Source organism: Streptomyces anthophorae (assembly GCF_049310305.1).
Lineage (GTDB): Bacteria > Actinomycetota > Actinomycetes > Streptomycetales > Streptomycetaceae > Streptomyces.
Genome location: NZ_JBLWQQ010000001.1, coordinates 6,204,091 through 6,230,501, shown reverse-complemented (window position 1 = coordinate 6,230,501; position 26,411 = coordinate 6,204,091). Strand labels below are relative to the sequence as shown.

The window sequence follows — 26,411 nt, the reverse complement described above, 5'->3', positions numbered from 1 at the left end:
TCGGAAACGTGTCGTATGTAGGTCCGGAACCCGATGGCTTCGATCCCGATGGGTGGGACGGCCGGGGCGGGGCGCCAAGCCGCCGCTTCGGCGGGCGTCCCGTGCTCGTCACCTTCGCCGCGCTGGTGCCGACGGCGCTCGCGGCGTGGCTGGTGTGGCAGGTCGTGAGCGGGCCGGGTGACAGCGAGCCGCCGAAGGTGCTGCCCGCCCCCGGCCAGTCCTCGACGGGCTCGCCCTCGCAGGACGCCTCACAGGACGGCTCACAGGACGCGAAGGAGTCGAGCGCGGCGCCGTCGAAGTCCAGTGAGAAGTCCGGCGAGAAGTCCGCCTCTCCTTCTGCCTCACGGTCCAAGGCGCCCGCGAAGCCCGCCGCCGGCTCGGGCCCCCTCAAGGGCAAGGTCGTCGTCATCGACCCCGGCCACAACCCGGGCAACTTCAAGCACACCACCGAGATCAACCGGTCCGTGAACGTGGGCAACGGCTCCAAGGAGTGCGACACCACGGGTACGTCGACGAACGCGGGCTACACCGAGGCCCGGTTCACGCTGGACGTCGCGAAGCGCATGCGGACGGTCCTCGAACGACAGGGCGCGACCGTCGAATTGACCCAGAGCGGCGAGCGCGCCTGGGGCCCCTGCGTCGACGAGCGCGCGAAGATCGGCAACACCGCGCAGGCCGACGCCGTCGTCTCCGTGCACGCGGACGGCTCGGGCGAGGGCAACCGCGGCTTCCATGTGATCCTTCCCGCATCCGTGCGCGCGGGAGCCGCCGACACCACCCCGATCGTGAAGCCCTCGCGGGACCTCGGCGAGCGGATCGCGGGCCGCTACCTCAAGGCCACGGGCCAGGCCCCGTCGAACTACGTCGGCGGTGGCACGGGCCTCGACACCCGCAGTGACCTGGGCGGACTCAACCTTTCCAAGGTTCCGAAGGTCTTCATCGAGTGTGGCAACATGCGGGACTCGCAGGACTCCGAGCGACTGACCTCGGGCGCCTGGCGGCAGAAGGCGGCGCAGGGCATCTCCGAGGGAATCGCGAGTTTCCTCGACGGGTAAATGTCACCCTGTGGATCTCGGCAGACACTCCCCGGACCCGGGCGATAGTGTCCTCCGTACGATGTGGGGCCACCCCTGCGCTCCTGCGTCGCCTCCACCCGATGACCAGACGACTGACTGACGACTGACTAAGGACTTGCAGTGAATATCCGCTCCCTCACTCGAGGCGACGGCGTGGTGATCGGAGCAGCGGTTTTGCTGTTGATCGCCTCGTTCCTCGATATCTACAACGTCGACGGGGCTCCCGACAGCTACGAGTTCCCGAACTCCTGGGAGAGCGGCCCGGTTCTCATGAGCGTGGTGCTCGCTGGCGTCATCGGCGCCGTGCTCATCGTGGTCAGCCGCGGTATGCCGGAGTCGCGCAAGATCGCGGGGATCGACCTCGGCCAGTTCGGCATCGCGGCCACGGTGCTCGCGGCGTGGGCGGCGCTCGGCAACATCTTCGACCCGTCGGGCGGCGGCAACAACGTCTCAACGGGGCTCACCAACGGGAGCTCGGACGGCCCGGACGCCGGCATCGGCCTGATCCTGGCCCTCGTCGCCACCCTCGTCATGGCCGCCGCCGCCATCGCCACGCCCCTGGTCCCGGCCCTCAAGGGCGCCCTCCTCGGTGCCCCGCGCCCGCAGCAGCCGCAGCCCTACGGCGGCCAGCCGCAGCAGGGGTACGGCTACCCCGGCGCCCAGCAGCAGCCCGGCGGCCCCGGCCAGCAGCAGCCCTACGGCGCGCAGCAGCCCGGTGGCCCGGGTCAGCAGCAGCCGTACGGCGGCCAGCCGCAGCAGCAGGGTGCTCCGGCGCCGCAGGCCGCCGCGCAGCCGCCCGCCGCGGACTTCTCGCCGTTCTGGTTCGCCGTGCCGGTGCCGCGCCCGCTCTTCGCGGAGGACGGCTCGCAGGCGCAGATCGCGGAACTGGCGCCCGGTACCTGGTACTTGGCGGTCGAGCAGCGGGGCCCCGGCCTCGTCGCGCAGACCCAGGACGGCCGCCGCGGCGTCCTCCAGGACACCTCGGGGATCCAGCGCGGCTGACCCGATCGCCGCACGGGGATCAAGCGGTTCAAGGCCCCTCGCCCGTCTTCCGGGCGAGGGGCCTTTCGCGTACAGTCGCGCACCGGAAGCTGAACTGACGGGTCATCAGTTACGTCATCGGTTATGGGGGCGCGCATGCGGCTCGGAATCGCACTCGGCTACTGGGGTCGCGGGCCGAACCCCGACTACCTTCAACTCGTGCGCGATGCCGAGGAGTTGGGCTACGACTCGGTGTGGACGGCGGAGTCCTGGGGCAGCGACGCGTTCACCCCGCTCACCTGGTTCGCCGCGCACACCTCGCGGATCCGGCTCGGCACGGCCATCGCGCAGATGGCCGCCCGCTCCCCCACCACGACCGCGATGCACGCGCTCACCCTGGACCACCTCTCGGGCGGCCGGATGATGCTCGGCATGGGGCTCTCCGGGCCGCAGGTCGTGGAGGGCTGGTACGGGCGCCCGTTCCCCCGCTCCCCGCTCACGGCCACCCGCGAGTACGTGGACGTCGTACGGCAGGTGCTGCGGCGCGAGGGCCCAGTGGAGGTGGACGGGCGCTTCCACGCGCATCCGTATCGCGGCGAGGACGGGACCGGACTCGGAAAACCCCTGAAGCCCATCACGCACCCGCTCCGCGCCGATCTGCCGATCCTGCTCGGCGCGGAGGGCCCGAAGAACATCGCGCAGACCACGCGGATCGCGGACGGCTGGCTGCCGCTGTACTGGTCGCCGACGCGGACGGACGTGTACGAGGCGTCGCTGACGGATCTGCCGGAGGGCTTCACCATCGCGCCCATGGCCCGCGCGAAGGTCTGCGACGACGTCGCCGAGGGGCTGCTCCCGGTGAAGGCGATGCTCGGCTTCTACATCGGCGGCATGGGGCACGCGACCCGCAATTTCCACGCCGACCTCATGGCGCGCATGGGGTACGAGGCCGAGGCCCGGCACATCCAGGACCTGTTCGCCGAGGGGCGCAGGGAGGAGGCCGTGCTCGCCGTGCCGGACGCGTTCGCCGACGAGATCTCGCTCGTGGGGCCGCGCGAACGGATCGCGGAGCGCCTGGAGTCGTGGCGCAAGGGCCCGGTGACCGACCTGCTGGTCCTGTCCCCGGACCCGCACACCATGCGCGTACTGGCCGAGCTCAACTCGTAGGCCAGTGACAGCGTTACGACCCCTTGGTGAGCTGGGAGGCCGACGGGACCTTGTTCGTCACCTCGGCGCCCGCACTCTTGCCCGCGTCCTTGACGCCGTTGATGACGTCGTCGAAGGAGGAGGTCACGTCACCGAGGCCCTCGCCCTTGCGGAGCTTGGTCGACAGGCCCTTCAGCGACGCGATGCCGGCCGTCAGCGGCCCGACCGCCTTCGAGAGCGTCGGGTCGCCCTTGGCGTTCTTCGTCGCGGCGTTCAGCCGGTTGTACGTGAACGCGCCCGCGAGGCCCGCCTTGATGAGCGCGAACTTGCGGCCGTCCGCGCCGGCCTTGAACTTGCCCGCGCGGTAGGGCTTCACGATCCACTGGTAGGTGGCCCCGGCCGCGAGCCCGGCGTTCGCCGCGAACCGGGTCTTGGCGAACTTCTGCTTCTCGGCCTTCGTGGTGGCGCTCGACGACGCCTTGGTCGCGGACGCCGAGTCGCTGTCGGAGCCGCACGCGGTCGCGCCCGCGAGCAGCGCGCCGCACAGCAGCAGGGCCGTGAGCAGACGTCGTACGGGAAGGGGGGAACGGGAGCCCACCGAATACCTCCGTGGCTGGAGTGGCACTCGTGGCAGCGTCACCCGGCTGCTGCGCGTGCGCCACTTGAGGAAGCCCGTACGGGTTTCACCGGGGCCCAGGCGGCAACCCGGAAGTACATGTCTGCGAATCGGCATTACCGAGGGACCAACGAGGCCGCCCGGATCGTGGCGATCGTCGCCGATGTCCTGGCACTGATCCTGGGCCTGTGGATCGTGATGTACCTGTTCGACGCCAATCGCGGCAACGACCTGGTCCAGGTCGTCCACGACGCGTCCGCCTGGCTGGCCGGCTGGTCCCATGACCTGTTCACGTTCGATGCGGCCTGGGCCCGTGTGGTCGCCGGTTACGGACTCGCGGCCGTCGTCTACCTGTTTGTCGGCCACGCGGTGGCGAACCGGCTGCGCAGGTACTGAACCGTCGCCTCAGCGGCAGCAGTCCGGCTCGACACCCGTCGGGAGCAGCTGGCCGCCGAACACGGAGCAGGTGGCCTCGTCCCCGCCGAGCGCCGCCACCGCGAGCAGCACCGAGCCCGCGGTCCACGTGGTCAGTTCCTCCGGCCAAATGGCCTTGTCGTCGAAGACGTAGCCCGTCCAGTACAGGCCCGTCTTCGGGTCGCGCAGGTGCTGGATGTCCTGGAGGATCTCCAGCGCCCAGTCGGATTCGCCCATCGCCCACAGGGCGAGGGCGAGTTCGGCGCTCTCACCGCCGGTCACCCACGGGTTGGGGTCCACGCAGCGCACGCCGAGGCCGGGGACGACGAAGGTGTCCCAGGACTCCTGGATGCGGGCCTTCGCCTCGGCGCCGCGCAGGGCGCCGCCGAGCACCGGGTAGTACCAGTCCATCGAGTAGCGGTTCTTGTCGAGGAACCGCTCGGGGTGGCTGCGGATGGCGTGCCCGAGCGCGCCGAGCGCCAACTCCCAGTCGGGCTGGGGCTCTTCGCGCTGGTCCGCGATGGCGAGCGCGCAGCGCAGGGCGTGGTGGATGGACGAACTGCCGGTGAGGAGCGCGTCGTTGACGGGCGTGCCGTCCTCCTCGCGCTTCCAGCCGATCTGGCCACCGGGCTGCTGGAGGCGGAGCACGAACTCCGTCGCCGCGCACACGGCGGGCCACATGCGGTCGAGGAAGGCGTCGTCACCGGTGGAGAGGTAGTGGTGCCAGACGCCGACGGCGAGGTACGCGACGAAGTTGGACTCGCGGCCGCGGTCCGTCACGTCGTGCGGGTCGCCGTCGCGGTAGGCGGCGTACCAGGAGCCGTCCTCGCGCTGGTGCCTGGCCAGCCACGCGTAGGCGCGCTCGGCGGCCTCGTGCTCGCCGGCCACGTCGAGCGCCATGGCGGCCTCGGTGTGGTCCCACGGGTCGAGGTGGTGCCCGCGGAACCACGGGATGGCCCCGTCGGCGCGCTGCACGGCGAGTATCCCGGCGACGGTCTGCGCGGCCTGATCCGCCGTCAGCACGCCGGGGAGTACGAGGAGTTCGGTCCGCTCCGGGCTGCTCACTCAGCGGCCCCGTCGGCCTTCGGCAGGTGCGGCTTCGTGGCGTACGCGACGAAGCTCTTGCCGACGACGGGGTTGAGGAGCCCTTCGGCGACCCGCGTGAGGGCGGGCTTCTTCATGATGTCCCAGACCAGGAGCTTGTGGTACGCCTTCACCGGCAGCGCCTTGTCGTTGTCGACGCCGAAAGCGCACTTGAGCCACCAGTACGGGGCGTGCAGCGCGTGCGCGTGGTGCGTGCCGTACGGCTTGAGGCCCGCCTCGCGCATCTTGCCGAGCAGCTCGTCGGCCTTGTAGATGCGGATGTGGCCGCCCTCGACCTCGTGGTACTCGTCGGAGAGCGCCCAGCACACCTTCTCGGGGCCGTAGCGCGGCACGGTGACCGCGATCCGGCCGCCCGGCCTCAGGACCCGCACCATCTCGGCGAGCACACCCTTGTCGTCGGGGATGTGCTCCATCACCTCACTGATGATGACGACGTCGAACGACTCGTCGGGGAAGGGGAGTTGGAGCGCGTCCCCCTCCATGGCGGTCGCGGTGGCGCCCGCGGGGGCCTCGCCGGCCTCCTTCATCGCGGCGAACCACTTGGCGACCTCGGCGATCTCTTCCTTGTTCTGGTCGAGCGCCACGACCTGCGCCCCGCGCCGGTAGCACTCGAACGCGTGCCGTCCGGCCCCGCACCCGAGATCGAGGACGCGGTCGCCCGCGGCGAGCGGGAAACGGGTGAAGTCGACGGTCAGCACGTGGCCCTGCTTTCCTGGGGGGTTTCGGTGACAACTTCGGTGCGTGCGGGGCCTGTCGGCCGCGGCGCGGCTCCCATCGCCTCGCGGTAGAGCTCGGCGGTGCCCTGCGCGGCGCGGGCCCACGTGAAGCGTTCCAGGACGCGGGCACGGCCTTCGGCGCCGAGCCGGGCGCGCAGTTCACGGTCGCCGAGGAGCCGGCCGAGGGCCGCGGCGAGCGCTCCCGCGTCGCCGGTCGGCACGGCCAGGCAGGTCTCGCCGTCGGGACCTGCGACCTCGGGGATCGCGCCGCCGGTGGTGGCGACGAGCGGGGTGCCGGTGGCCATGGCCTCGGCGGCGGGCAGCGAGAAACCCTCGTAGAGGGAGGGCACGCAGGCGACCTGCGCCGAGCGCACGAGGTCGACGAGCTCCTGGTCGGTGATGCCCTTGACGAACTCGACGGCGCCTTCGAGGCCGTAGCGCGCGATGGCCGCCGCGACCGGGCCCTCCTCGGGCCGCTTGCCGACGACGACGAGGTGCGCGTCCGGCTGCTCGGCCCGCACCTTGGCGAGCGCCTCGACGAGGAAGACGAGGCCCTTGAGCGGCACGTCGGCGCTGGAGGTCGTCACGATCCGGCCCGGCACCTCGGGCACGGCCGGATTCGGCGAGAACAGGTCGGTGTCGGCGCCGATGTGCACGACGTTGATCCGTCCAGGACGCACGCCCAGGTGCTGGACGATCTCGTCGCGGGACGTGCCGGAGACGGTGACCACGGACGGCAGGCGGCGGGCGACCCGCTTCTGCATGCGCGTGAACGCGTACCAGCGGCGCTTGGACATCCGCTGCCGCCAGCCCTCGGCGGCGTCCAGCTCCAGCTGCCGGTCCACGGTGATCGGGTGGTGGATGGTGGTGACGAGCGGGCCGCCGATGTCCCCCAACAGGCCGTACCCGAGCGTCTGGTTGTCGTGCACGACGTCGAACTCACCGCGTCTCGCCCGCAGATGACGGCGGGCGCGCAGGGAGAACGTCAGCGGCTCGGGAAAGCCGCCGGTCCACATGGTGCCGACCTCGAGCGCGTCGACCCAGTCGCGGTACTCGCCGCGCTTGGGGGTACGAAAGGGGTCGGGGCTGCGGTACAGGTCGAGGCTCGGCAGCTCGGTGAGCGAGAGCCCCTCCAGGTCCTCACCCTCGTCGAGCACGGGGTACGGCTGGGAGCCGATGACCTCGACGCGGTGCCCGAGCCGGACCAGCTCTCGCGAGAGGTGCCGGACGTACACGCCCTGACCACCGCAGAACGGGTTGCCTTTGTACGTGAGGAGAGCGATACGCAACGACTCCGCGGTCACTCCAGGCCACCCTTCTTCCTGCTTGCCCGTGGACACTACGTGGGGACGCTAATCTAGAACAAGTTTCAGACTTGATCGTTCAAGAGCATCGAATCTACCGGCTGGTAGCCGGGCCGTAAGGGGTGGATCAGGTGATTCACGCCACGGCCGGCCCCACGGGACACGGAAAGCTTTCTGATGACAGCTCCGGACGCGAGAACCACCACCCGCACGACCCCCGCGCTCACCGAGCGTCAGGAGGCCAGGCGCCGCCGCATCCTGCACGCGAGCGCGCAGCTCGCGGCGCGCGGCGGCTTCGACGCGGTGCAGATGCGGGAGGTCGCCGAGTCGTCCCAGGTCGCGCTCGGCACGCTGTACCGCTACTTCCCGAGCAAGGTGCACCTCCTGGTCGCCACCATGCAGGACCAGCTCCAGCACATGCACACCACGGTCCGTAAGCGGCCGCCGTCCGGGGACTCCCCGTCCGAGCGGGTGGCCGAGACGCTGATGCGGGCCTTCCGCGCGCTCCAGCGCGAGCCTCATCTGGCCGATGCCATGGTCCGGGCGCTGACCTTCGCGGACCGCAGCGTGAGCCCGGAGGTCGACCAGGTCTCCCGGCAGACCACGGCGATCATCCTCGACGCGATGGAGCTCGACGACCCGACCCCGGAGCAGTTGTCCGCGGTGCGGGTCATCGAGCACACGTGGCACTCCGCGCTGATCACGTGGCTCTCCGGCCGGGCGTCCATCGCCCAGGTCAAGATCGACATCGAGATGGTCTGCCGGTTGATCGACGTGACGACACCGGCCGCCGACTGACGGCAGGACGTCCGACAGCCGACAGTGTTGGCCAGTTCCATCCATCCCTTACGGGGAACCCGCCCGCTTGAATTGTTTCCGCACTCAAGGAACGGGAGGAAGTGACCGGAGCGGCACTTCAGGGGGTGGACGTGACCCGCGTACTTCTCGTGCACGACTCCTGTCTGATGCGTTCGGCCCTCGCCGAGCGTCTCGCCAGGGAACCGGACCTTCAGGTCGACCACACGCCGTGGCGCGGCGCGCCGGGGAAGGTGGGAACCCTGCGGCCACAGATCTGCGTGGCCGACCTCGAATGCGAGTCGGACTGCGGAATTCCGCCCCTGGGCGAGCTGCACTGCTCCTTGGTGGTGCTGGGGACACCGACCAGGCCGGGCCTGCTGCGGCGAGCCCTTGAGGCGCGGGCGCTCGGCTACGTCGACAGGACAGGACCGGTGGAGCGGCTGCTCACGGGCATCCGGCACGCCGCCCGCGGGGAACGGTTCATCGACGAGTCCCTGGGCTTCGGCTTCCTCAAGGCGGCCCAGAATCCTTTGACCTGCCGGGAGTTGAGCGTCCTCACGCTCGCCGCGGAGGGCGCGCCGGTGGCCGAGATCGCGCACCGGCTCCACCTCTCCAAGGGCACGGTCCGCAACTACATGGCCGCGATCACCCGGAAGATCGGCGCCCGCAACCGGATCGACGCGATACGGATCTCGCAGGGCGAGGGGTGGCTGTAGGGGCGGCCCTACGTGACCGTGGGCAGCGAGGGCCGCCGCGGGGCCTCCCAGACGCCCGCCAGGTCGCGGTAGAGCGGCGAGCGTTCCAGCAGCTCGGCGTGGCTTCCGCAGACGGTCCGGCGGCCGTCCATGACGAGGATGCGGGCGGCCCGCCGGGCGGAGCTGACCCGGTGGGCGACGACCACGAGGGTGCCGCCGGGGCGGGCGGCGAAGGCCCGTTCCGCGCGGGCCTCCGCCACCGGGTCGAGATGGCAGGTGGCCTCGTCGAGGACGGCGAGGCGGGCGGGCGCGAGCCAGGCCCTGGCCAGCGCGACGAGCTGCCGCTCCCCCGCCGAGAGCGCGCCCGGGTCGACGGGGGCGTCGAGCCCGCCGAGGCGTTCCAGGACCGGGGCGAGACCGACCGCCTCGACGGCGGCGCGCAGCTCGGGGTCCGCGACGGGCCCCGGACACAGGTAGCCGAGGTTGGCCGCGAGGGTCCCGCCGAACACGTACGCCTCCTGCGGGATCAACACCCGGCCGCGCACGGCCCGTTGGTCCCGGGCGGGGATTCCGTGCACCCGGACCTCCCCCGCTCCGGGCACGAGCAGCCCCGCGACGAGCCCGGCGAGGGTCGACTTGCCGACGCCGCTGGGGCCGACGACCGCGAGGTGGCCGCCCTGGGGGACGGTGAGGTCGAGCCCGTCGACGACGGGGGCTGCGCCGGGGCCGTAGGCGAAGGTGAGGCCGGAGGCGTTCAGTGCGGGGGGATCCGGAGCGGGCGCGGGTTCGGGCGTGACCTCCCGTGCCGGGGTGCGGGGTTCGGCGGGCCCGGGCGGGTCCGTCAGACGGTGCAGGACGACCACGAGGCGGGAGCCGCCCACGCCCAGGCCGTGGACGAGGCTCTCCAGGGCGGGCAGCAGGGACTGTGTGAGGTAGGCGACGGCGCCCACCAGGGCCCCCGGTGTCACACCGCGGTCCAGCGTCCAGGGTGCCGTCACCAGGACGAGGAGGAGCGGGAGTTGACCGCCGACGGCCAGGGCGAGGGTCCGTACGAGGGACCAGCGGGCCAGCGTGACCGACGTGCGGCGGCCCGCGTCGACGAGCGCACCCGCGGCCGCGGCGGTCGGCTCCTCCGCCCCGGCCGCCGTGATGTCCCTGAGCCCGGCGCACACCGCGCCGAGCCGGGCCGAGACGGCCTCGTCCGCGGCGAGGAACTTCTCCTGCCTGCGGGCGAGGGGGCGCAGCGTGCCGAGGAACAGGCCGACCCCCGCGGCGAGCGGCGGGGCGACGACGAGGAGCAGCGCCGGGGCGAGCGAGAACAGGCCGACCAGGGCGCCGGTCGCGGTGACGGCGAAGGTCCGGGCCACCATGATCAGCCCGGCGAAGGTGTCGCGGGCGATCTCCACCTGCTGGGTGAGGCGCGACACCGCTCCGCCGTCGCCGTCGCGGACCCCGCGCGCGACGACCTTCCGCACGAGCAGGTCCCTCAAGGGTTCGACGAGTTGGGCGACGGCCGCGTAGACCCGGGCGGTGCCGAGGGCGCCCGCGAGCACGCCCGCCGCCGCGGCGCCGAGCCACACCAGCCCCACGGCCGCCCGCCCGGCGAGGAACCCGTCGTCGAGGGCGCGGGCGACGGCGTAGCCGAGGAGGAAGGTCTGCCCGGCCTCCAGCACCGACCAGGCGGCGAGCCGGGCGAGCACGGCGCGACGGCGCAGGAGGTAGCGGACACCGCGCCGGTACGTGCCGTGGCCCCGGCCCCTGCGGCTCATCCCCGCTCGTCCTCTCCCCCGGACGCGAACACCGCGCGGTACCCGGGCATCGCCCACAGCCGCGCGTGCGGGCCGAGCGCGCGGATCCGGCCGCCGTCGAGCCAGGCCACGGAGTCGGCGCGGGCCGCGGTCGTGGCGCGGTGGGCGACGACAAGCCGGGCCGTGCCCGGAACGCACTCCAGGAGGGCCGTCGCGATCTCGCGTTCGGTGAGCACGTCGAGGCTGGACAGCGCGTCGTCGAGGACGAGGAGCCGGCCACCGTGCGCGAACGCCCGCGCCAGGCCCAGGCGTTGCACCTCGCCGCCGGACAGCGGCGCGGCCGAGCACGGTGTGTCGTACCCGCGGGGCAGTCGGCGCACGAACCCGTCGGCGTGGGCGGCCCGCACGGCGCGCACGATGTCCTCGCGGGTGCGGGCCCCTGGCCCGAGGGCGACGGTGTCCGCGAGGGTGTCGCCGAGCAGGGCGGGCCGCTCGAAGGCGTAGCCGATGGCGCGGCGCAGTTCGGCGCGGCCGAGCTCGGGCAGCGGGACGCCGTCGAGGAGGACGACCCCCTCGTCCGGGTCCGCGAGCCGCCCGGCGATCCCGGCGAGCGACGACTTCCCCGCGCCGGACGCGCCCACCACCGCGACCGTCGCCCCCGCGGGAACGGTCAGGTCGACGCGGTCGAGGACCGTCCGCCCCGCGTGGCGCACGGTGACGCCGCGCAGCTCCAACCGGCCTCCCGACGCGGGGAGTCGGGCGTTCCCGTACGTCGGCACCGGCGTCTCCAGGACCTCGCCGAGACGGCGTCCCGCCGCCCGCGCGCGGATCAGGCCCGCCATGTCGCCGACCAGGACGCCCACTCCGGTGGCCAGCACCACATAGCGCGAGGACGCGAGCAGCTCGCCCACCGAAAGGCGGCCTTGGAGCAGGAAGAGGCCGGCCAGTGCCACGACGGCGATCTGGAGCAGCGGCGCAAGGGCCACCGCTCCCGCGCTCGCCCGCCCTTGCACCCGCCACATCCTGCGTCCCTGGTGGGCCAGTTCGGGCAGCGGCTCCAGGATGCGGGCGGCCTCGCGGTCCGCCGTGTGCGCGGCGGCGATGGTGCGGGCGCCGCCGATGGCCTCGGTGAGGCGGGCGGCGATGTCGGCCTGGGCGCGCAGATAGGACGCCACGCAGCCCGACGAGGCGCGGGCGAAGGCCCGCAGGAGCAGGGCGAGCGCGGGCGCTCCCGTGAGGAGGGCGAGGGCCAGCCACGGGTCGATCAGACCGAGGGCCAGAGCCGCCCCGGCCGGTGTGACCAGCGTGGCGAACAGGGTCGCGACGATCGCGGGTCCAGGACCCGCCTGCCCCGCGCCGCCGACGAGCCGCGCGACCAGGTCACCGGCGGACAGCCGCCCCGTGACCCGGGGTCCCGCCGCAAGGGTGTGGCCCAGGAGGCGGTGCCGCAGCCAGGCGGTGGTGCGGGCGTTCGTGGTGCCGGTGAGGACGCCCTCCGCGGCGCCGAGGAGCATCAGCACCGCGATGAGCGCGCCGGCCGCCAGGAGCCACCGCCCGAACTCCCCGCCGATGGGGTCGGCCGCCCCTGCGGCGTGCGCGGCGAACAGCGCGTCGAGCGTGCGGCCGAGTGCGTACGGGAGCAGCAGCTCGGCGCCCGCGGAGCCGACGGCGAGCAGGCACAGGGCCACGCAGCGGCCCAGGCTGTGCCGGAGCGCGCCGCGCACGAGCGTGTCCCGCGACCCCGCCATGGGCCTCGCACCCCTCTCGGACAGGAAGGGCGGGCCCGCGCCTCGGCGGGCCCGCCCGTGGATCACTCGTTCACCACCCGCACGGCGTCACAGGCACAGGATCGTGCTGTTGGAGCTGTGCTTGTCACAGGTCAGCAGGGAGACGTTGCTTCCCCCGCCGCCACCGGTGGTCTCGTCGGCCTCGAGGTTCTGAAGGTCGAGAAGTGCCATGGTGCTTCCTTCCTCTTCGTCGTCGCTCTCCCGTGGGGACGGGTGTGCGGTGTTGTGTCACGACTCCGGCTCTCGGTGGCCGGAGCCGGCTTCAGGGCCGCCGTGGGGGCGGCAGGAACGGCAGGTGTGCGCGGCCGGTGTCGCGTGCGTCGCCGAGGGCCGCGGCGAGGGCGAGCAGACAGCCCGCCGACCCGGTGGCGAGGTCCATGGACAGGCGCATCATCTGGTGGCCGGGGAAGGCGAGCCGGCCCTCGTACGACATGGCGAGCCAGCCGAGCGCGTCGACCTGCGCGGCGAGCAGGTCCTCCGTCGCCCCGGGCGTCGTGGTGCGGGCGAGGTGCAGGATCATGCCCGCGCGGCCCTCGAACAGGCCGGGCTGGACGTAGAAGCGGGACGTGGCGGCGGTGAGGATGCCCTCGCGCGCCTGCCGCAGGTCGTCGTGCGGCGCGTGCCGCAGCAGGTCGTCGAGGACCAGGCCGATGCCGACGCTGCCGTCGCCCAGGTAGGGCATGGTGCGCTGCCCCTCGTCCACCTGGAGCCCGCCGTCGCGCGCCGTCCTGCACCGCTCCAGGTCCAACCGGACGGCGTCGACGGCGAGTTGGAGCAGTTCCGGGTCGCCGCCGCGTTCGTAGCGGCGCAGCAGGAACAGGGCGGGGCCCGTGAGCCCGTGCAGGAGTCCGGCCCGGCGCTTCGAGTCCGCGGCACGGTCGCGCTCCCGGGTGTCGGCGATCCGGTCCGCGACGATGCGGGCCGCCTCGCCCGCCCGGTCGGCGAGCGCGCTCTCGCCGGTGGCCCCGGCGAGATGGTCCAGGACCAGGCCGACCCCCGCGAGTCCGCCGTGCAGATGTCCGGCGAGGCGCTGCCAGTTCTCCTTGAGGAGCAGCTCGGTCAGGTCGAGGGCGCGCTGCGGGTGACCGAGCCCTTCGAGGGCGTACGCGATGCCGGCGATGCCGTCGTAGAGGCCGAGGGCGGTGCCGGGCGGCACGGGGTCGGTGTGGTCGAGGAGCCAGCGCTCGCCCTCCTCGTACCGTTCGGCGCCGGCCCCGTCGAGGGCGTACAGGACGCCGGCGGCGCCGTGCGCGAGGCCGAGGCCGCCGCCGATGGCGAACTGGGCGACGTCTCCGGGGAAGAGCCGGTCGTCGCGGTCCGGTGTGGCCGTGGCGAGGATGCCCGCGACCAGGGAGTCGCGGCTGCGGGGCCAGTCGCCGGGTGCGGGGACACCGCCGCGCGCGAAGGACGTCGCTCCGCCGTCGTACCCGCGCAGGATCTCGGCGACGGCGTCGTCGAGGAACTCCCTTGGCAGTGTGGGGAATTGCCCGGCGATGACCTCGGCGAGATGCGCCGCCTTGCCCCGGTCGACGACGAACAGCGTGGTCACGGGCAGGAACATGGCGATCCGCAGGCAGGCGAGCGCGTAGCGGTCGATGTCGGTGCCGGTGCGGTCCATCGGCGCCCAGAAGCCGGGGTGGGCGAGCAACTGGCTGCCGCTCTCCTCGACGGAGGTGGCGGCCTCGAAGTCGATGAGGGTCACGGACTCCTCGTCGGGGGCGACCAGGATGTTGAACATGTGCAGGTCGTTGAAGACGACGCCGCGTTCGTGGACGGCGGCCACCGCCTCCTCGACGGCGGTGACGATCCGCCGCGCCCACCGCGCGTACTCGGCGACGGCCTCCGGGTCCGGTTCGGGCGCGAGCAGCGGGTGACGCTCGGCGAAGAACGTGTTGAGCGCCCGCCCCTCCACGTACTCCATGGCCAGGAAGCGGTGGTCGCCGACCAGGAACCAGTCGCGCACCTCGGGCGCGACGCCGAGCCCCGACAGGCGTTCCAGGGCGGCCTTCTCGCGCTCCAGGCGGGCGACGGCGTCGGCGCCGTCGGAGGCGAGGCCCGCGTGCGGGCGGCCCTCCTTGAGGACGACCTTGTGGCCGTCGCGGGTGTCGACGCCCCGGTAGACGCCGCCGCCGTTGGAGAAGTGCAGCGCCTTCTCGAAGCGGTACGGCAGGTCGGTGACGGTCGTGGCGTTGCGGGCGTCGAGGTGGGGCTTGAGGAAGTCGGGGAGCGTCACCCAGGCCGGGACCTGGAAGGCGGGGTCCCTGAGGTCGGGGACGAGCCGGCCGGCATCGTCCTCGACGGCGCTCACCAGGGTGCCGCGCTCGTTGACGACCATGCGCCGGGCGAAGGCGCCGTAGCGGACGTACAGCGGCCCTTCGCCCCACCTCAGATCGGTGAGAATGTACGGGCCCTCGACGCCTTCCAGGAGTTCTCCGAGTTCCTCCAGAATGCGCCGGCAGCTGTCCTCGTCCGCCGGATAGACGGTGGCGAATTTTCCGCTGATGTCACGCCCGGCGTATTTGGTGTTCCGTAAGTGGAGCAGATGCGGGCCCGGCACGAATTTGAAGGGGATACCGCGTGGCACGCAGTAGTCCCAGACGGTGGCCGCGGTCCTCTCGGCGTGCGCACGGGTCGCCGACGCATGGATCTTCCAGCCCTGCCGGGGCCCCTGGCGGGGCTCGCCCCGCGCGTCGAGGGGCGTGAGATTCAGCCACTCGCCGTTGCTGTCGGCGCGCCATCCGTCGGGCACGGGGCGCCGGGCCGTCGCGTACTCGGGCAGGGCGCGGTCGGCCCCTTCGCGGCGGAGCCTGTCCGGGGTGTCGTAGAAATGCGGGTCGGCGAGCGCGTACACCTCGTACCGCTTGTCCATGACCCGCACCCCTCCCCTGGAGGCCCCTTCGGCGGCCTTTTCGCCGGCCGCCAGACGAGATTTGCACGCCTCCGGGGGAGAGGACAGTCGCGTTTGTCACGAGAAAGCCGTGCGGAACTCACAGGTCAACTCATGTTCGCCCTGTTCGAGTTCACTCGTTCTCCCGACTCTTTTTAATTCACTCACACTTAAGAGGCGCGGTTCCCGTACGTCAATCCCGGCACCGGCCCCTCCGGTCAGTCCTCGGGCGGGAAGACGACCTCGCCGGAGCCGAGGAGCGTGATGGTGATCGCCTCCACGGGGCAGCCCTCGGCGGCGGCAAGCACCTTCTCGTTCGCGTCGGCCTCCGGGTCCACCGGGTGGGACTGCCGCGCGCTGTCGAGCCGGAATCCGTCCGGCGCCGTGTTCACACACATCGCGGAGCCGATGCACACGCTCCGGTCGACCTCCACATGCCACCGGTCACCCATGCTCAGTTCGCCTCCGGCTCGTAGCCCGCGGGCAGGTGGATCATCTTGTGCTCGAAGTACTCGCCGTACCCCTCGGGACCGAACTCGCGGCCCAGGCCGGAGTTCTTGTAGCCGCCGAACGGCCCGAGCATGTCGAGGCTGAAGGTGTTCACGCTGTACGTGCCCGTGCGCACCTGCCGCGCGAGGTCGACGCCGTGCGCGGTGTCGGCGGTCCAGACGCTGCCGCTGAGGCCGTAGTCCGAGTCGTTGGCGATCTTCACGGCCTCGGCCTCGTCCCCGTACGGGAGCAGGCAGATGACCGGGCCGAAGATCTCCTCGCGGGCGATGCGCATGGAGTTGTCGACGTCGCCGAAGAGGGTCGGCTCGACGTACCAGCCCTGCTCGAAGCCCTTCGGGACGCCGCCGCCCGTGAGGATCTTGGCACCCTCGTCCTGGCCGATGCGGATGTAGTCGAGGGAGCGCTGCTGCTGGCGCTTCGCGACGAGCGGGCCGAGTTCGGTGGCCGGGTCGAGCGGGTCGCCGACCTTGAGCGCGGAGGCCGCCGAGGAGAAGGCGTCGGCGAACTCGTCGTAGCGCGAGCGCGGGACGAGGATGCGGGTCTGCGCCACACAGGCCTGACCGTTGATCATCCAGGCGAAGGGGACGATGCCGGAGACCGCGGCGCCCGCGTCGGCATCCTCCAGGATCACGGCCGCGGACTTGCCGCCGAGTTCGAGGGTGACGCGGGTGAGGTTGCGCGACGCCACCTCCATGACGCGCTTGCCCGCAGCGACGGATCCGGTGAAGGAGACCTTGTCGATGCCGGGGTGCCCGACGAGGTACTCGCTGACCTCGCGGTCGGCGGGGAGGATGGAGAGCACCCCCTCCGGAAGCCCGGCCTCCGTGGCGATCTCCGCCAGCAGGTACGCGTCGAGCGGCGTCTCCGGCGAGGTCTTCAGGATCACCGGGTTCCCGGCGAGCAGCGCGGGCGCGAGCTTCGCGGCGGCGGTGAACTGCGGGACGTTCCACGGCACGACGGCCGCGACGACACCGACGGGCTCGCGGCGCACGAGGAGCTTGCCGAGGGCGCCGTCGCGCGTCTCCTCGTACGTGAAGTTCCGCGCGACGTTGATCGCGGAGTCCCAGACCATCATCGCGGCGAGCGCCTGCACCATGACGCCCGAGGTGTACGGGGTGCCGTTCTCGCTGCTGATGACGCGGGCGATCTCCTCGTGCCGGACCGCGAACGCGTCCTTGATCTTCGTGATGACCTCGATGCGCTCGTCGAGGCTCATCCGCGGCCAGGGCCCCTCGTCGAAGGCGCGGCGGGCGACGGCGACGGCCCGGTCGACGTCGGCGGGCGCGGCGTGCGGCACCCGGCCGAAGACCTCGCCGGTGTGCGGCGAGACGACCTCGATGACCTCCTTGCCGAGCGGGTCGGTCAACTCCCCGCCGATGAACAGTTGCCCGTATTCCAAGAGCTCGGTCATGGCTGGCATCCTCACGCACGACATTTCTGACGGTGTTTCAGAACTGATACCAGTTCTAGTTGCGATCCGGAAGGGTGGTGCGCGCCCTGAAGGTCGTGTGCTCGGGCGACCATTGAAACAAGTTCTACAAGTTCCCGTACAGTGGCGGCAGTTCGGCTGGAGCGGCGGAGGGTGTCCGATGGCAGAGGCGACGCAGGTGACCGACCACAGCGGGGGCGTGCACAGCATGCGCGTACCGATCCCCGACAACCCGCTCGGCTACACCCTCGTCTACCTGGTCGACACCGACGCGGGCCCCGTCCTCATCGACACGGGCTGGGACGACCCGACGTCCTGGGACGCGCTGACGACGGGCCTGACCGCCTGCGGCACGAGCGTCGAGGAGCTGACCGGCGTCCTGATCACCCATCACCACCCGGACCACCACGGCCTGTCGGCCAAGGTGCGGGAGGCGTCCGGGGCCTGGATCGCGATGCACGAGGCGGACGTGGCGGTGGTCCGGCGCACCCGGGAGAACAAGCCGGCGCGCTGGTACGCGTACATGGTGGCGAAGCTGGTCGCGGCGGGTGCGCCCGAGGAGCACATCGCCCCGCTGATCGCGGCCCGCGACTCCGGCAAACCCCGTGAACTGCCGGGCTTCGCACCGGCGTTGCCGGACCGCACGATCACCCCCGGCGACCTCCTCGACCTGCCGGGCCGCAGACTGCGCGCGATCTGGACGCCGGGCCACACCCCCGGGCACGTCTGCCTGCACCTGGAGGAGGATCACCCCTCGGGCCGCGCGGGCAACGGCCGCCTCTTCTCCGGCGACCACATGCTGCCCGGCATCACCCCGCACATCGGCCTGTACGAGGACCCGGACGACGCGACCGTCACGGACCCGCTCGGCGACTACCTCGACTCGCTCGAACGGGTGGGGAGGCTCGACCCGGCGGAGGTCCTCCCGGCCCACCAGCACACGTTCACCGACGCCCCGGCGCGCGTACGGGAGTTGCTCGACCACCACGAGGAACGCCTCACCGGCCTGCTCACCCTGCTCTCCACTCCCCTCACCCCGTGGCAGCTCGCCGAACGCATGGAGTGGAACCGCCCGTGGTCCCAAATCCCGTACGGGTCAAGGACGATCGCGGTCTCGGAGGCGGAGGCCCACCTCCGCCGCCTCCAGAAGTCGGGCCGCGTGGAACAGGTCCCGGGCACAGACCCGGTGACGTACGTATCGAGCCCCGCCGGCGATTGAGGCGCGGGGCCCGGGGCAGCGCCCCGCGACCGCGACCCCGGTGCGGCGGATCTTTGCCGTGCCTTCATCGAAGGTGCGCCCGCAGAGGCGTATCTTCGGCCCCCAAGAGCTCTCACGAGCTGGAACGACAAGGGGGCGCCCGCCGATGACGCCGGACGAGGCAGTGGTCGGCCGAACGGGGAAGCTGGTCATCGGCACACGTGGAGCCGGCGGTCCGGGTGAGGTGTTGGTACAGGTCAGGGGCGGGACCGAGACCTTTCTCGCGTACTCGGACGAGCCCCTGGACCGTGGCGCCACCGTGCTCGTGATCGAGTCCCGCGGGAGCCGTCAGGTCGTGGTCATGGCCTGGACCGACCCTCTCCTCTCCGATGGCGAAGGCGACGCCCGCTAAGGAGACGTACAGGCATGTTCGGATATCGCGTTCCCGCACCCGACGAGGCGATGCTGATCTCGGGCGGCAGGCGGGGACTTGGGGGAGCGCCGTTCCGCGTCGTCACCGGGCACGGGAAGTTCGTGCTCCCCGTGTTCCGCAAGACCCGCTTCCTGTCGCTCGCGATGAGCGAGGCGGAGGTCGTCGAGAAGTGCGTGACCAAGCAGGGCATCGCGCTGACCGTGCGCGCGGTGATCGCCTTCAAGGTCGGCAACGACCATGAGTCGATCGTCAACGCCGGTCAGCGCTTCCTCTCCGACCAGGACCAGATGTCGGTCCTCACCGGGCGCATCTTCGCCGGTCACCTGCGCTCGATCATCGGCTCGATGACGGTCGAGGAGATCGTGACCGAGCGCCAGAAGCTCGCCACGGAGGTCCTCGACACGTCGAAGGCGGAGATGGCGAAGATCGGTCTGCACGTCGACTCGCTTCAGATCCAGTCCATCGACGACGGCCAGACCGGCTACATCGAGGCGATGTCGCGCCCGCACAAGGCCGCCATTCAGCGGCAGGCGCAGATCGCGCAGGCGCAGGCCACGCAGGCCGCGGCGGAGGCGGAGCAGGCGGCGGCCCGCAAGCAGGCCGAGTACGCGCGGGAGACCGCGGTCGTGCAGGCCGAGTACAACGCCCAGGTCGACCGGGCCAAGGCGCAGGCCGACCAGGCGGGCCCGCTCGCGCTCGCCCACGCCCAGCAGGAGGTCCTCGAAGCGCAGACGGAACTGGCCATGAAGCAGGCCGAGTTGCGGGAGAAGCAGCTGGTGTCGGAGATCGTCAAGCCGGCCCAGGCCGACGCGGAGCGCATCCGTGTCCTGGCCCTCGCCGAGGCCGAGCGGATGAAGATCCAGGCGGAGGCGGCGGCGTCGTACGACCGGGTCGCCCTCGACCGCATGCTCATCGACCAGCTCCCGCAGATCGTGAAGGAGGCCTCGGCGGGCCTCGCCGGGGCGAACGTCAACGTCCTGAACGGCGCGGACGGCCTGGGCGAGATCGCGGCGGGCCTGGTCGGCCAGGGCCTGACCATCCTCGACTCGGTCCGCAAGAACCTCGGCGGCGAGGGAGCGGACGGGGGTGGCTCGGCGGTGGAGCGCTACGTGGGCGCTCCGCGCGGCAGCGACGACGGCCCGGTGGACGTCCGCTGACGTCTCGGGGCTCTGCCCCGGGCCCCGCTGCTCAATCGCCGCAGGGGCTTGAATCGCTCCGGGTACAGTAAGTAGGTCGTCAGTACGTACGTACGAGGGGAAGCCGGTGCAAATCCGGCGCTGACCCGCAACCGTCACAGCCGGAATGCCTCGTACGTACCTGCTCGGCTCAGGACCGTCGAGGAATACGGAGCCGGAGCCGCCCGGTGCCCCCGTGTGCCGCGCCGCCCCGCTCCCCGCAGGGAGAGGCATCCGCCCCACCATGAACATTCGCCGTAGCGCCGCGCTCGTCGCCGCGACCGTCGCGATCGGCGCCGTGAGCGCGCAGGCCGCGTTCGCAGACGGTGCGGACAGTGCCTCCCCGTCGCCGAAGGTCGTCGTGCCCTCGGGCCTGTACGGAAAGAGCGACCCCACGTACGACGGAGTGTGGCGGCAGTCCCTCGCGCTCGTCGCGCAGGACACCGTGGGCGTGCGGCCCGCGAAGAAGGCCGTCGACTGGCTGGCCGGGCAGCAGTGCGAGAACGGCGGCTTCGCCGCGTTCCGCGCCGAGCCGGGCAAGGCCTGCGACAAGAAGACCAAGATCGACAGCAATGCGACCGCGGCCGCCGTCCAGGCGCTCGCCGCGGTCGGCGGCCGGGACGGCGAGGTCGCCTCGGGCGTCGCCCTGCTGAAGAAGAACCAGAACGCCGACGGCGGCTGGGGCTACAGCCTCGGCATGGACAGCGACGCGAACTCGACGTCCGTCGTCATCGGCGCGCTCGCCGCGGCCGGCGAGAAGCCGTCCGAGGTGACATCGGGCAAGGGGAAGACCGGCGCCGACGCCCTCGCCTCGCTCGCCCTCCCCTGCTCCAAGGGCAAGGACGGCGGCGCCCTCGCCTACCAGCCGGACAAGAAGGGCGAGCTCGCCGCGAACGCCGACGCCACCGCGGCCGGTGTGCTCGGCGCCCTCGGCACCGGCTTCGCGCCCGGCAAGGGCAAGGCCCCGGACGCGTACACCTGCGAGGCCGGCAAGAGCCCGGAGGCCGTGGCGCACAACGGCGCCGTCTACCTCCAGAACCAGCTCGACACCCACCTCTACCTGAAGTCCCAGCTGGCCGGCTCCACGGACCAGCCCGACTACGGCAACACCGCGGACGCGGTCACCGCCGTCGCCGCGGCCGAGGGCGTCAAGGCCACGAAGGACTCGTACACCTGGCTGGAGAAGAACGCGAAGGGCTGGGCGACGCAGACCGGCCCGGCCGCCTACGCCGAGCTGATCTTCGCCGCGCACGCCACCGGCAACGACCCGCGCGACTTCGGCGGGACGGACCTGGTGAGCGCGCTGAACAAGACGGGCCCCGAGCCCGCCTCCACCAAGTCCTCCGCCTCGGACTCGGACGAGAAGAAGGACGACGGCGGTGGCGGCGCCAACTGGTGGATCATCGGCGTGATGTTCATCGCCGCCGTGGGCGCCGGTTTCCTGCTCAGCGGCCGCAAGAAGCGGCAGCCGTGACCGCGCGCAGGTCGGCCGGGCTCGGCGGGCTCGTCCTCGCGCTGCTCGGCGCGCTGCTCGCCATGACCGTCGCCCCCGCGCAGGCGGCCGGGTACCGGTACTGGTCGTTCTGGGAGCGGGACGGCAAGCAGACGTGGACGTACGCGACGGCGGGCCCCTCGCAGACCAAGCCGGAGGACGGGGACGTGCAGGGCTTCCGGTTCGCGGTGAGCGCGGACTCGAAGGACGCGAAGCAGCCGCGCGGTTCCGCCGGCTTCGACGCGATCTGCGAGGACACCCCCGCCGAGAAGGGCAAGAAGCGCGTCGCGCTCGTCATCGACTTCGGCACGGGGACCGACGCCCAGCCGCTCGAGACCCCGCCGAAGCCGCGCACCGAGTGCGCGCAGGTGGCCGAGGACGCGACGAGCGCCGACGCGCTCGCCGCCGTCGCGAAGCCGCTGCGCTACGACAGCAGCGCGATGCTGTGCGCGATCTCGGGCTACCCGAAGTCCGGCTGCGGCGAACGGGTCTCCAAGGAGTCCTCCGGGTCGTCGACGCGGCCCACCGCGAAGGACTCCGCGTCGCAGTCCGACGACGACGGCAGCGGAGGCCCTTCCGTCGGTCTCATCGCGGGCATCGCCGTGGTCGTCGTGCTCGGTGTCGCGGCGGGCGTGCAGGCCCGACGCCGCCGCGGCTGACCCCGATGTCCGGTCGTACGCTGCGCGCCCCTCGGGCCCACCGCTCCAATTCGCTGCACCCGGGCGCCTGGTGGATCTGGGCGCTCGGCCTCGGCACGGCCGCGTCCCGCACCACGAACCCGCTGCTGCTCGCGCTGCTCATCGGCGTCGCGGGGTACGTGGTGGCGGCGCGCCGCACCGAGGCGCCGTGGGCGCGTTCGTACGGGGCGTTCGTGAAGCTGGCGCTTGCCGTGCTCGGCATCCGGCTGGTCTTCGCGACGCTGCTCGGCTCGGCGATCCCGGGCACCCACCTGCTGTTCACCCTCCCCGAAGTCCCCCTGCCGGACTGGGCGCAGGGAGTCCGGATCGGCGGCCCTGTCACCCTCGAAGGCCTCGTCTTCGCGCTCTACGACGGCCTGAAGCTGGCCACGCTCCTCATCTGCGTGGGCGCCGCGAACGCGCTCGCCTCCCCGTCCCGGCTGCTCAAGTCGCTGCCGGGCGCGCTGTACGAGGCCGGGGTCGCGGTCGTCGTGGCGATGACGTTCGCCCCGAACCTGGTCGCGGACGTCCGCAGGCTGCGGGCGGCGCGACGGCTGCGCGGCCGCCCGGACAGCGGTCTGCGCGGACTGCTCCAGGTCGGCCTGCCGGTCCTGGAGGGCGCGCTGGAACGCTCGGTCGCGCTGGCCGCCGCGATGGACGCGCGCGGCTACGGCCGCACGGCCGAGGTGCCGCCCGCCGTCCGTCGCGCCACGGCCGCGCTCACGCTGGGCGGCCTGATCGGGGTGTGCGCGGGAACGTACGGTCTGCTGGCGGCGTCCGGCTCCGGGTACGGGCTTCCGGTGCTGCTCGCGGGGGTCGCCGCCGCGCTCGGCGGGCTGTGGCTGGGCGGCCGGCGCACGGTCCGCACCCGCTACCGGCCCGACGTGTGGGGCGTCAGGGCCTGGCTCGTCGCGGCGTCCGGGGCCACGGCCGCGGCGGCGATGATCTGGGCCGGAACGCGGGACCCTGCGGCCCTGCAACCCCCCGTGGTCCCGCTCGCGGCGCCGGAACTGCCGCTGTGGCCCGCGGCCGGCATCCTGCTCGGCCTGCTCCCGGCCTTCCTCGCACCCGTTCCCGACAAGCCGACGGAGGCCTCGTCGTCATGATCCGCTTCGAGGACGTCTCCGTGACGTACGACGGCGCGCGGACGCCCACCGTGCACGGCATCCGCCTCCACGTGCCCGAGGGCGAGTTGATGCTGCTCGCCGGCCCGTCGGGCGTCGGCAAGTCGACGCTCCTCGGCGCGGTGAGCGGGCTCGTGCCGCACTTCACCGGGGGCACGCTGGCCGGGCGGGTCACGGTCGCAGGCCGTGACACCCGTACGCACAAGCCGCGCGAACTCGCCGACGTCGTCGGCACGGTGGGCCAGGACCCGCTCGCGCACTTCGTGACGGACACGGTCGAGGACGAACTCGCGTACGGCATGGAGTCGTTGGGCCTGACGCCGCCGGTCATGCGCCGCCGCGTGGAGGAGACCCTCGACCTCCTGGGCCTCGCGGACCTGCGCGACCGCCCCATCTCCACGCTCTCGGGCGGCCAGCAGCAGCGCGTCGCGATCGGCTCCGTCCTCACCCCGCACCCCCAGGTCCTCGTCCTCGACGAACCGACGTCCGCCCTCGACCCGGCCGCGGCCGAGGAGGTCCTCTCGGTCCTGCAACGCCTGGTCCACGACCTGGGCACGACGGTCCTGATGGCCGAACACCGCCTGGAACGGGTCATCCAGTACGCGGACCAGGTGGCACTGCTGCCGGCGGCCGGAGAGCCCCTGACGGTGGGCGCCCCGGCGGAGGTCATGGCCGTCTCACCGGTGTACCCACCGGTGGTGGGCCTGGGCCGCTTGGCGGGCTGGACCCCCCTGCCACTGACGGTGAGAAACGCGCGGCGAGCAGCGGGGGACCTGCGAGCGCGACTCAGCCAAAAGAAAGCCCCTGCGGCGATTGAGCAGCGGGGCCCGGGGCAGAGCCCCGCGACCGGGACCACTCTGGCTGCAACGAAAAACCTCGGCGTAAGAAGAGGCCGCATCGAAGCCCTCCGCCACATCGACCTCACGGTCACCACCGGCGAGGTTCTCGCCCTCATGGGCCGCAACGGCGCCGGAAAATCCACCCTGCTCTCCACCCTGGTCGGAATGATCAAGCCGACCTCGGGAACGGTCACGGTCGGCGGAGCCACCCCGCACAGGACCACCCCCCGCGACCTCATCCGCAAGGTCGGCCTCGTCCCCCAGGAACCCCGCGACCTGCTCTGCGCGGACACGGTGGCGGCGGAGTGCACGGCGGCGGACAAGGACGCGGCCGCCGCCCCCGGCACCTGCCGCGCCCTGCTCACCGACCTGCTCCCCGGGATCGCCGACGACACCCACCCCCGCGATCTCTCCGAGGGCCAGCGCCTCACCCTGGCTCTGGCCATCGTGCTGACCGCGGCCCCGCCGCTCCTCCTCCTCGACGAACCGACCCGCGGTCTCGACTACGCGGCGAAGTCCCGCCTCGTCGCGATCCTGCGGAACCTCGCGGCCGAGGGGCACGCCATCGTCATGGCGACGCACGACGTGGAACTCGCGGCGGAGCTGACCCACCGCGTGGCGATCCTCGCGGACGGCGAGATCGTGGCGGACGGCCCGACCCCCGACATCGTCACGTCGTCCCCGTCCTTCGCCCCGCAGGTCGCGAAGATCCTGGCGCCGCAGCGCTGGCTCACGGTCTCCGAGGTACGGGAGGCGCTGGCATGACGGCGACCACGACACCACCGCCCCTCACCGGAAGAGCGAATCCGGTACGCCTCGGCCCCCGCTCCATCGCCGCGCTGCTGCTGGTCAGCGCCGTGGGTGTGGTCGGTATCGGCTGGCCGCTGATCACCGGCCCGGGGTCCGAGGTGAACGCGCACGCGACGGACGCGCCGTGGCTGTTCGCGGCGCTGCTCGTGCTGCTGGTCGCCGTGGTCGCGGCCACGATCTCGGAGTCCGGGATGGGCCCCAAGGCGGTGGCGATGCTCGGCGTGCTGGCCGCGGCGGGGGCGGCGCTGCGGCCCATCGGCGCGGGGACGGCCGGCCTTGAGCCGATGTTCTTCCTGATGGTCCTGAGCGGCCGGGTCCTCGGTCCCGGCTTCGGCTTCGTCCTGGGGTCCCTCAGCATGTTCACCTCGGCGCTGCTGACCGGGGGCGTGGGCCCCTGGATGCCGTTCCAGATGCTGTCGATGGGCTGGTTCACGATGGGCGCGGGGCTGCTGCCGGGCGCCTGGTCGCTGCGCGGCCGTGCCGAGCGCGTGATGCTCGCGGCCTACGGTTTCCTGGCCGCGTTCGCGTACGGAACGATCATGAATCTGGCGGGCTGGCCGTTCATGAACGCGCTGGCCTCCTCCGTGGCGTACCAGCCGGATGCCGCGCTGCACGAGAACCTGGCCCGCTTCCTCGCCTACTGCGCGGCCACCTCGCTCGGCTGGGATCTGGGGCGCGCCGCGCTCACCGTCGTTCTGACGCTCGTCGTCGGCGGCGCCGTCCTCAAGGCGCTGCGCCGGGCCACGCGGCGGGCCGCCTTCGAGGCCCAGGTCACATTCGACGACCCGCGGGCGTGAAGCCCCCCACATGACCCACGTCACGTACTAAGCGGGACCGTAGTCCTGTCGCACGCCTCCCCTTTGCCGCACAACGGACATTTACCCCACACTTCACGACATCCGACTTTCCTTAGTAAAACCTGACATTGCTTCCGGCCCCCGGTCTTTGTTTCTGTGGAGCAACCGCACGGCACCACGCCCTGCACCCCCCTGCCTCCCACGGAAGGTTCCGTTTTGACCGCCACGCTCCTGCGCCGCATCGCCACTCCGAAGAAGGCCATCGCCGGCGTCACCCTCGCCGCCGCCACCACCGGTTTCCTCTTCGCATCGGCCCCGGCCCAGGCCGCGTCGACGTCGGGCTCGGCGAAGGCCATCGCCCAGCAGAAGATCTCGAACTCGGCCGAGTTCAGCTGCTTCGACAAGATCGTGTCCCACGAGAGCGGCTGGAACCCCAACGCGACGAACGCCTCCACCGGTGCGTACGGCCTGGTCCAGGCGCTTCCGGCCAACAAGATGGCATCGTCGGGATCCGACTGGAAGACGAACCCGGAGACCCAGATCGACTGGGGCGTCAAGTACATGAACGACCGCTACGGCAGCGCCTGCGGCGCGTGGGCCCACTGGCAGTCCAACGGCTGGTACTGACCGGCCCCGGAGCGAGGCGGCACCTTCT

25 protein-coding genes and 1 riboswitch are annotated in these 26,411 nt (G+C 72.2%); of the genes, 15 read left to right on the top strand and 10 right to left on the bottom strand.

Going from position 1 to position 26,411, the window contains the following annotated elements; translation table 11 throughout:
- The first annotated feature begins 8 nt into the window (after positions 1-8).
- The 3 genes from ACNYS0_RS28235 to ACNYS0_RS28225 all read left to right on the top strand — a co-directional run bounded on the left by ACNYS0_RS28235 (position 9) and on the right by ACNYS0_RS28225 (position 3,224).
- Positions 9-1,055: an N-acetylmuramoyl-L-alanine amidase gene (locus ACNYS0_RS28235; protein ID WP_422477313.1), complete on the top strand. Its 1,047-nt coding sequence runs from the start codon at positions 9-11 to the stop codon at positions 1,053-1,055.
- A 141-nt stretch (positions 1,056-1,196) separates the two neighbouring features.
- The gene (locus ACNYS0_RS28230) at positions 1,197-2,078 is read left to right on the top strand and encodes a hypothetical protein (protein WP_422477311.1); all 882 of its coding nucleotides are present in this window, start codon (positions 1,197-1,199) and stop codon (positions 2,076-2,078) included.
- Positions 2,079-2,213: 135 nt separating this feature from the next.
- Entirely contained in the window at positions 2,214-3,224 is a 1,011-nt protein-coding gene (locus ACNYS0_RS28225) for an LLM class F420-dependent oxidoreductase (protein WP_422477309.1), read from the top strand.
- Positions 3,225-3,237: 13 nt separating this feature from the next.
- Here the strand turns inward: ACNYS0_RS28225 and ACNYS0_RS28220 are convergent, their stop codons facing one another.
- Positions 3,238-3,801 carry a hypothetical protein gene (locus ACNYS0_RS28220; RefSeq protein ID WP_422477307.1) on the bottom strand — a complete coding sequence of 188 codons (564 nt, stop codon included), beginning with the start codon at positions 3,799-3,801 and terminating at the stop codon, positions 3,238-3,240.
- A 117-nt stretch (positions 3,802-3,918) separates the two neighbouring features.
- Between ACNYS0_RS28220 and ACNYS0_RS28215 the strand changes: the two genes are divergently transcribed.
- Entirely contained in the window at positions 3,919-4,215 is a 297-nt protein-coding gene (locus ACNYS0_RS28215) for a hypothetical protein (protein ID WP_422477305.1), read from the top strand.
- Between the two features lie 9 nt (positions 4,216-4,224).
- Here the strand turns inward: ACNYS0_RS28215 and ACNYS0_RS28210 are convergent, their stop codons facing one another.
- Genes ACNYS0_RS28210 through ACNYS0_RS28200 form a run of 3 tightly spaced genes read right to left on the bottom strand, consistent with a single transcriptional unit; the run spans position 4,225 to position 7,357 of the window.
- A complete protein-coding gene (locus ACNYS0_RS28210; RefSeq protein WP_422477302.1) occupies positions 4,225-5,298 on the bottom strand; it encodes a prenyltransferase in 1,074 nt (357 codons plus the stop codon).
- Entirely contained in the window at positions 5,295-6,035 is a 741-nt protein-coding gene (locus tag ACNYS0_RS28205) for a class I SAM-dependent methyltransferase (RefSeq protein ID WP_422477300.1), read from the bottom strand. The genes ACNYS0_RS28210 and ACNYS0_RS28205 overlap by 4 nt, the downstream gene beginning before the upstream one ends.
- Positions 6,029-7,357 carry a glycosyltransferase family 4 protein gene (locus ACNYS0_RS28200; protein ID WP_422477298.1) on the bottom strand — a complete coding sequence of 443 codons (1,329 nt, stop codon included), beginning with the start codon at positions 7,355-7,357 and terminating at the stop codon, positions 6,029-6,031. The genes ACNYS0_RS28205 and ACNYS0_RS28200 overlap by 7 nt, the downstream gene beginning before the upstream one ends.
- Before the next feature lie 177 nt (positions 7,358-7,534).
- On the opposite strand from ACNYS0_RS28200, the gene ACNYS0_RS28195 reads away from it, so the two are divergent.
- Both ACNYS0_RS28195 and ACNYS0_RS28190 read left to right on the top strand, forming a co-directional pair.
- Positions 7,535-8,155: a TetR family transcriptional regulator gene (locus tag ACNYS0_RS28195; RefSeq protein WP_422407059.1), complete on the top strand. Its 621-nt coding sequence runs from the start codon at positions 7,535-7,537 to the stop codon at positions 8,153-8,155.
- Between the two features lie 131 nt (positions 8,156-8,286).
- Entirely contained in the window at positions 8,287-8,871 is a 585-nt protein-coding gene (locus ACNYS0_RS28190; protein WP_422477296.1) for a LuxR C-terminal-related transcriptional regulator, read from the top strand.
- An 8-nt stretch (positions 8,872-8,879) separates the two neighbouring features.
- Here ACNYS0_RS28190 and ACNYS0_RS28185 read toward each other — a convergent pair whose 3' ends face one another.
- The 6 genes from ACNYS0_RS28185 to ACNYS0_RS28160 all read right to left on the bottom strand — a co-directional run bounded on the left by ACNYS0_RS28185 (position 8,880) and on the right by ACNYS0_RS28160 (position 17,193).
- Positions 8,880-10,619, bottom strand: a complete 1,740-nt coding sequence (locus tag ACNYS0_RS28185; protein WP_422477294.1) for an ATP-binding cassette domain-containing protein — start codon at positions 10,617-10,619, stop codon at positions 8,880-8,882.
- Complete coding sequence (locus tag ACNYS0_RS28180; RefSeq protein ID WP_422477292.1) at positions 10,616-12,346, bottom strand: ABC transporter ATP-binding protein; 1,731 nt, start codon at positions 12,344-12,346, stop codon at positions 10,616-10,618. Before ACNYS0_RS28180 ends, ACNYS0_RS28185 begins: the two co-directional genes overlap by 4 nt.
- An 87-nt stretch (positions 12,347-12,433) precedes the next feature.
- Positions 12,434-12,556, bottom strand: a complete 123-nt coding sequence (locus ACNYS0_RS28175) for a SapB/AmfS family lanthipeptide (RefSeq protein WP_422407063.1) — start codon at positions 12,554-12,556, stop codon at positions 12,434-12,436.
- A 91-nt stretch (positions 12,557-12,647) separates the two neighbouring features.
- On the bottom strand, positions 12,648-15,254 hold the full coding sequence (gene lanKC, locus ACNYS0_RS28170) for a class III lanthionine synthetase LanKC (RefSeq protein ID WP_422477290.1): 2,607 nt from the start codon (positions 15,252-15,254) through the stop codon (positions 12,648-12,650).
- Positions 15,255-15,490: 236 nt separating this feature from the next.
- Complete coding sequence (locus tag ACNYS0_RS28165) at positions 15,491-15,724, bottom strand: ferredoxin (RefSeq protein ID WP_422477288.1); 234 nt, start codon at positions 15,722-15,724, stop codon at positions 15,491-15,493.
- Positions 15,725-15,726: 2 nt separating this feature from the next.
- Positions 15,727-17,193: an aldehyde dehydrogenase gene (locus ACNYS0_RS28160; protein WP_422477286.1), complete on the bottom strand. Its 1,467-nt coding sequence runs from the start codon at positions 17,191-17,193 to the stop codon at positions 15,727-15,729.
- A gap of 178 nt (positions 17,194-17,371) precedes the next feature.
- Between ACNYS0_RS28160 and ACNYS0_RS28155 the strand changes: the two genes are divergently transcribed.
- The 9 genes from ACNYS0_RS28155 to ACNYS0_RS28115 all read left to right on the top strand — a co-directional run bounded on the left by ACNYS0_RS28155 (position 17,372) and on the right by ACNYS0_RS28115 (position 26,383).
- Positions 17,372-18,430 carry a Strvi_7410 family MBL fold metallo-hydrolase gene (locus tag ACNYS0_RS28155; protein WP_422477284.1) on the top strand — a complete coding sequence of 353 codons (1,059 nt, stop codon included), beginning with the start codon at positions 17,372-17,374 and terminating at the stop codon, positions 18,428-18,430.
- Between the two features lie 145 nt (positions 18,431-18,575).
- Complete coding sequence (locus tag ACNYS0_RS28150; RefSeq protein ID WP_422407068.1) at positions 18,576-18,821, top strand: hypothetical protein; 246 nt, start codon at positions 18,576-18,578, stop codon at positions 18,819-18,821.
- Between the two features lie 14 nt (positions 18,822-18,835).
- Positions 18,836-19,999: a flotillin family protein gene (locus ACNYS0_RS28145; RefSeq protein ID WP_422477282.1), complete on the top strand. Its 1,164-nt coding sequence runs from the start codon at positions 18,836-18,838 to the stop codon at positions 19,997-19,999.
- Positions 20,000-20,082: 83 nt separating this feature from the next.
- Positions 20,083-20,158, top strand: a riboswitch (adenosylcobalamin-variant (AdoCbl-variant) riboswitch).
- Between the two features lie 103 nt (positions 20,159-20,261).
- Complete coding sequence (locus ACNYS0_RS28140; protein ID WP_422477280.1) at positions 20,262-21,491, top strand: SCO2321 family membrane protein; 1,230 nt, start codon at positions 20,262-20,264, stop codon at positions 21,489-21,491.
- On the top strand, positions 21,488-22,168 hold the full coding sequence (locus ACNYS0_RS28135; protein WP_422477278.1) for an SCO2322 family protein: 681 nt from the start codon (positions 21,488-21,490) through the stop codon (positions 22,166-22,168). The genes ACNYS0_RS28140 and ACNYS0_RS28135 overlap by 4 nt, the downstream gene beginning before the upstream one ends.
- A gap of 5 nt (positions 22,169-22,173) precedes the next feature.
- Positions 22,174-23,292: an energy-coupling factor transporter transmembrane component T gene (locus tag ACNYS0_RS28130; protein WP_422477276.1), complete on the top strand. Its 1,119-nt coding sequence runs from the start codon at positions 22,174-22,176 to the stop codon at positions 23,290-23,292.
- Positions 23,289-24,914 (top strand): ABC transporter ATP-binding protein, encoded by a 1,626-nt coding sequence (locus ACNYS0_RS28125; protein WP_422477274.1) that lies wholly within the window; start codon positions 23,289-23,291, stop codon positions 24,912-24,914. Before ACNYS0_RS28130 ends, ACNYS0_RS28125 begins: the two co-directional genes overlap by 4 nt.
- Positions 24,911-25,756, top strand: coding sequence for an ECF transporter S component (locus ACNYS0_RS28120; RefSeq protein WP_422477272.1), 846 nt, complete (start codon positions 24,911-24,913; stop codon positions 25,754-25,756). The genes ACNYS0_RS28125 and ACNYS0_RS28120 overlap by 4 nt, the downstream gene beginning before the upstream one ends.
- Before the next feature lie 216 nt (positions 25,757-25,972).
- Positions 25,973-26,383, top strand: coding sequence for an aggregation-promoting factor C-terminal-like domain-containing protein (locus ACNYS0_RS28115; protein WP_385756688.1), 411 nt, complete (start codon positions 25,973-25,975; stop codon positions 26,381-26,383).
- Positions 26,384-26,411 lie beyond the last annotated feature (28 nt).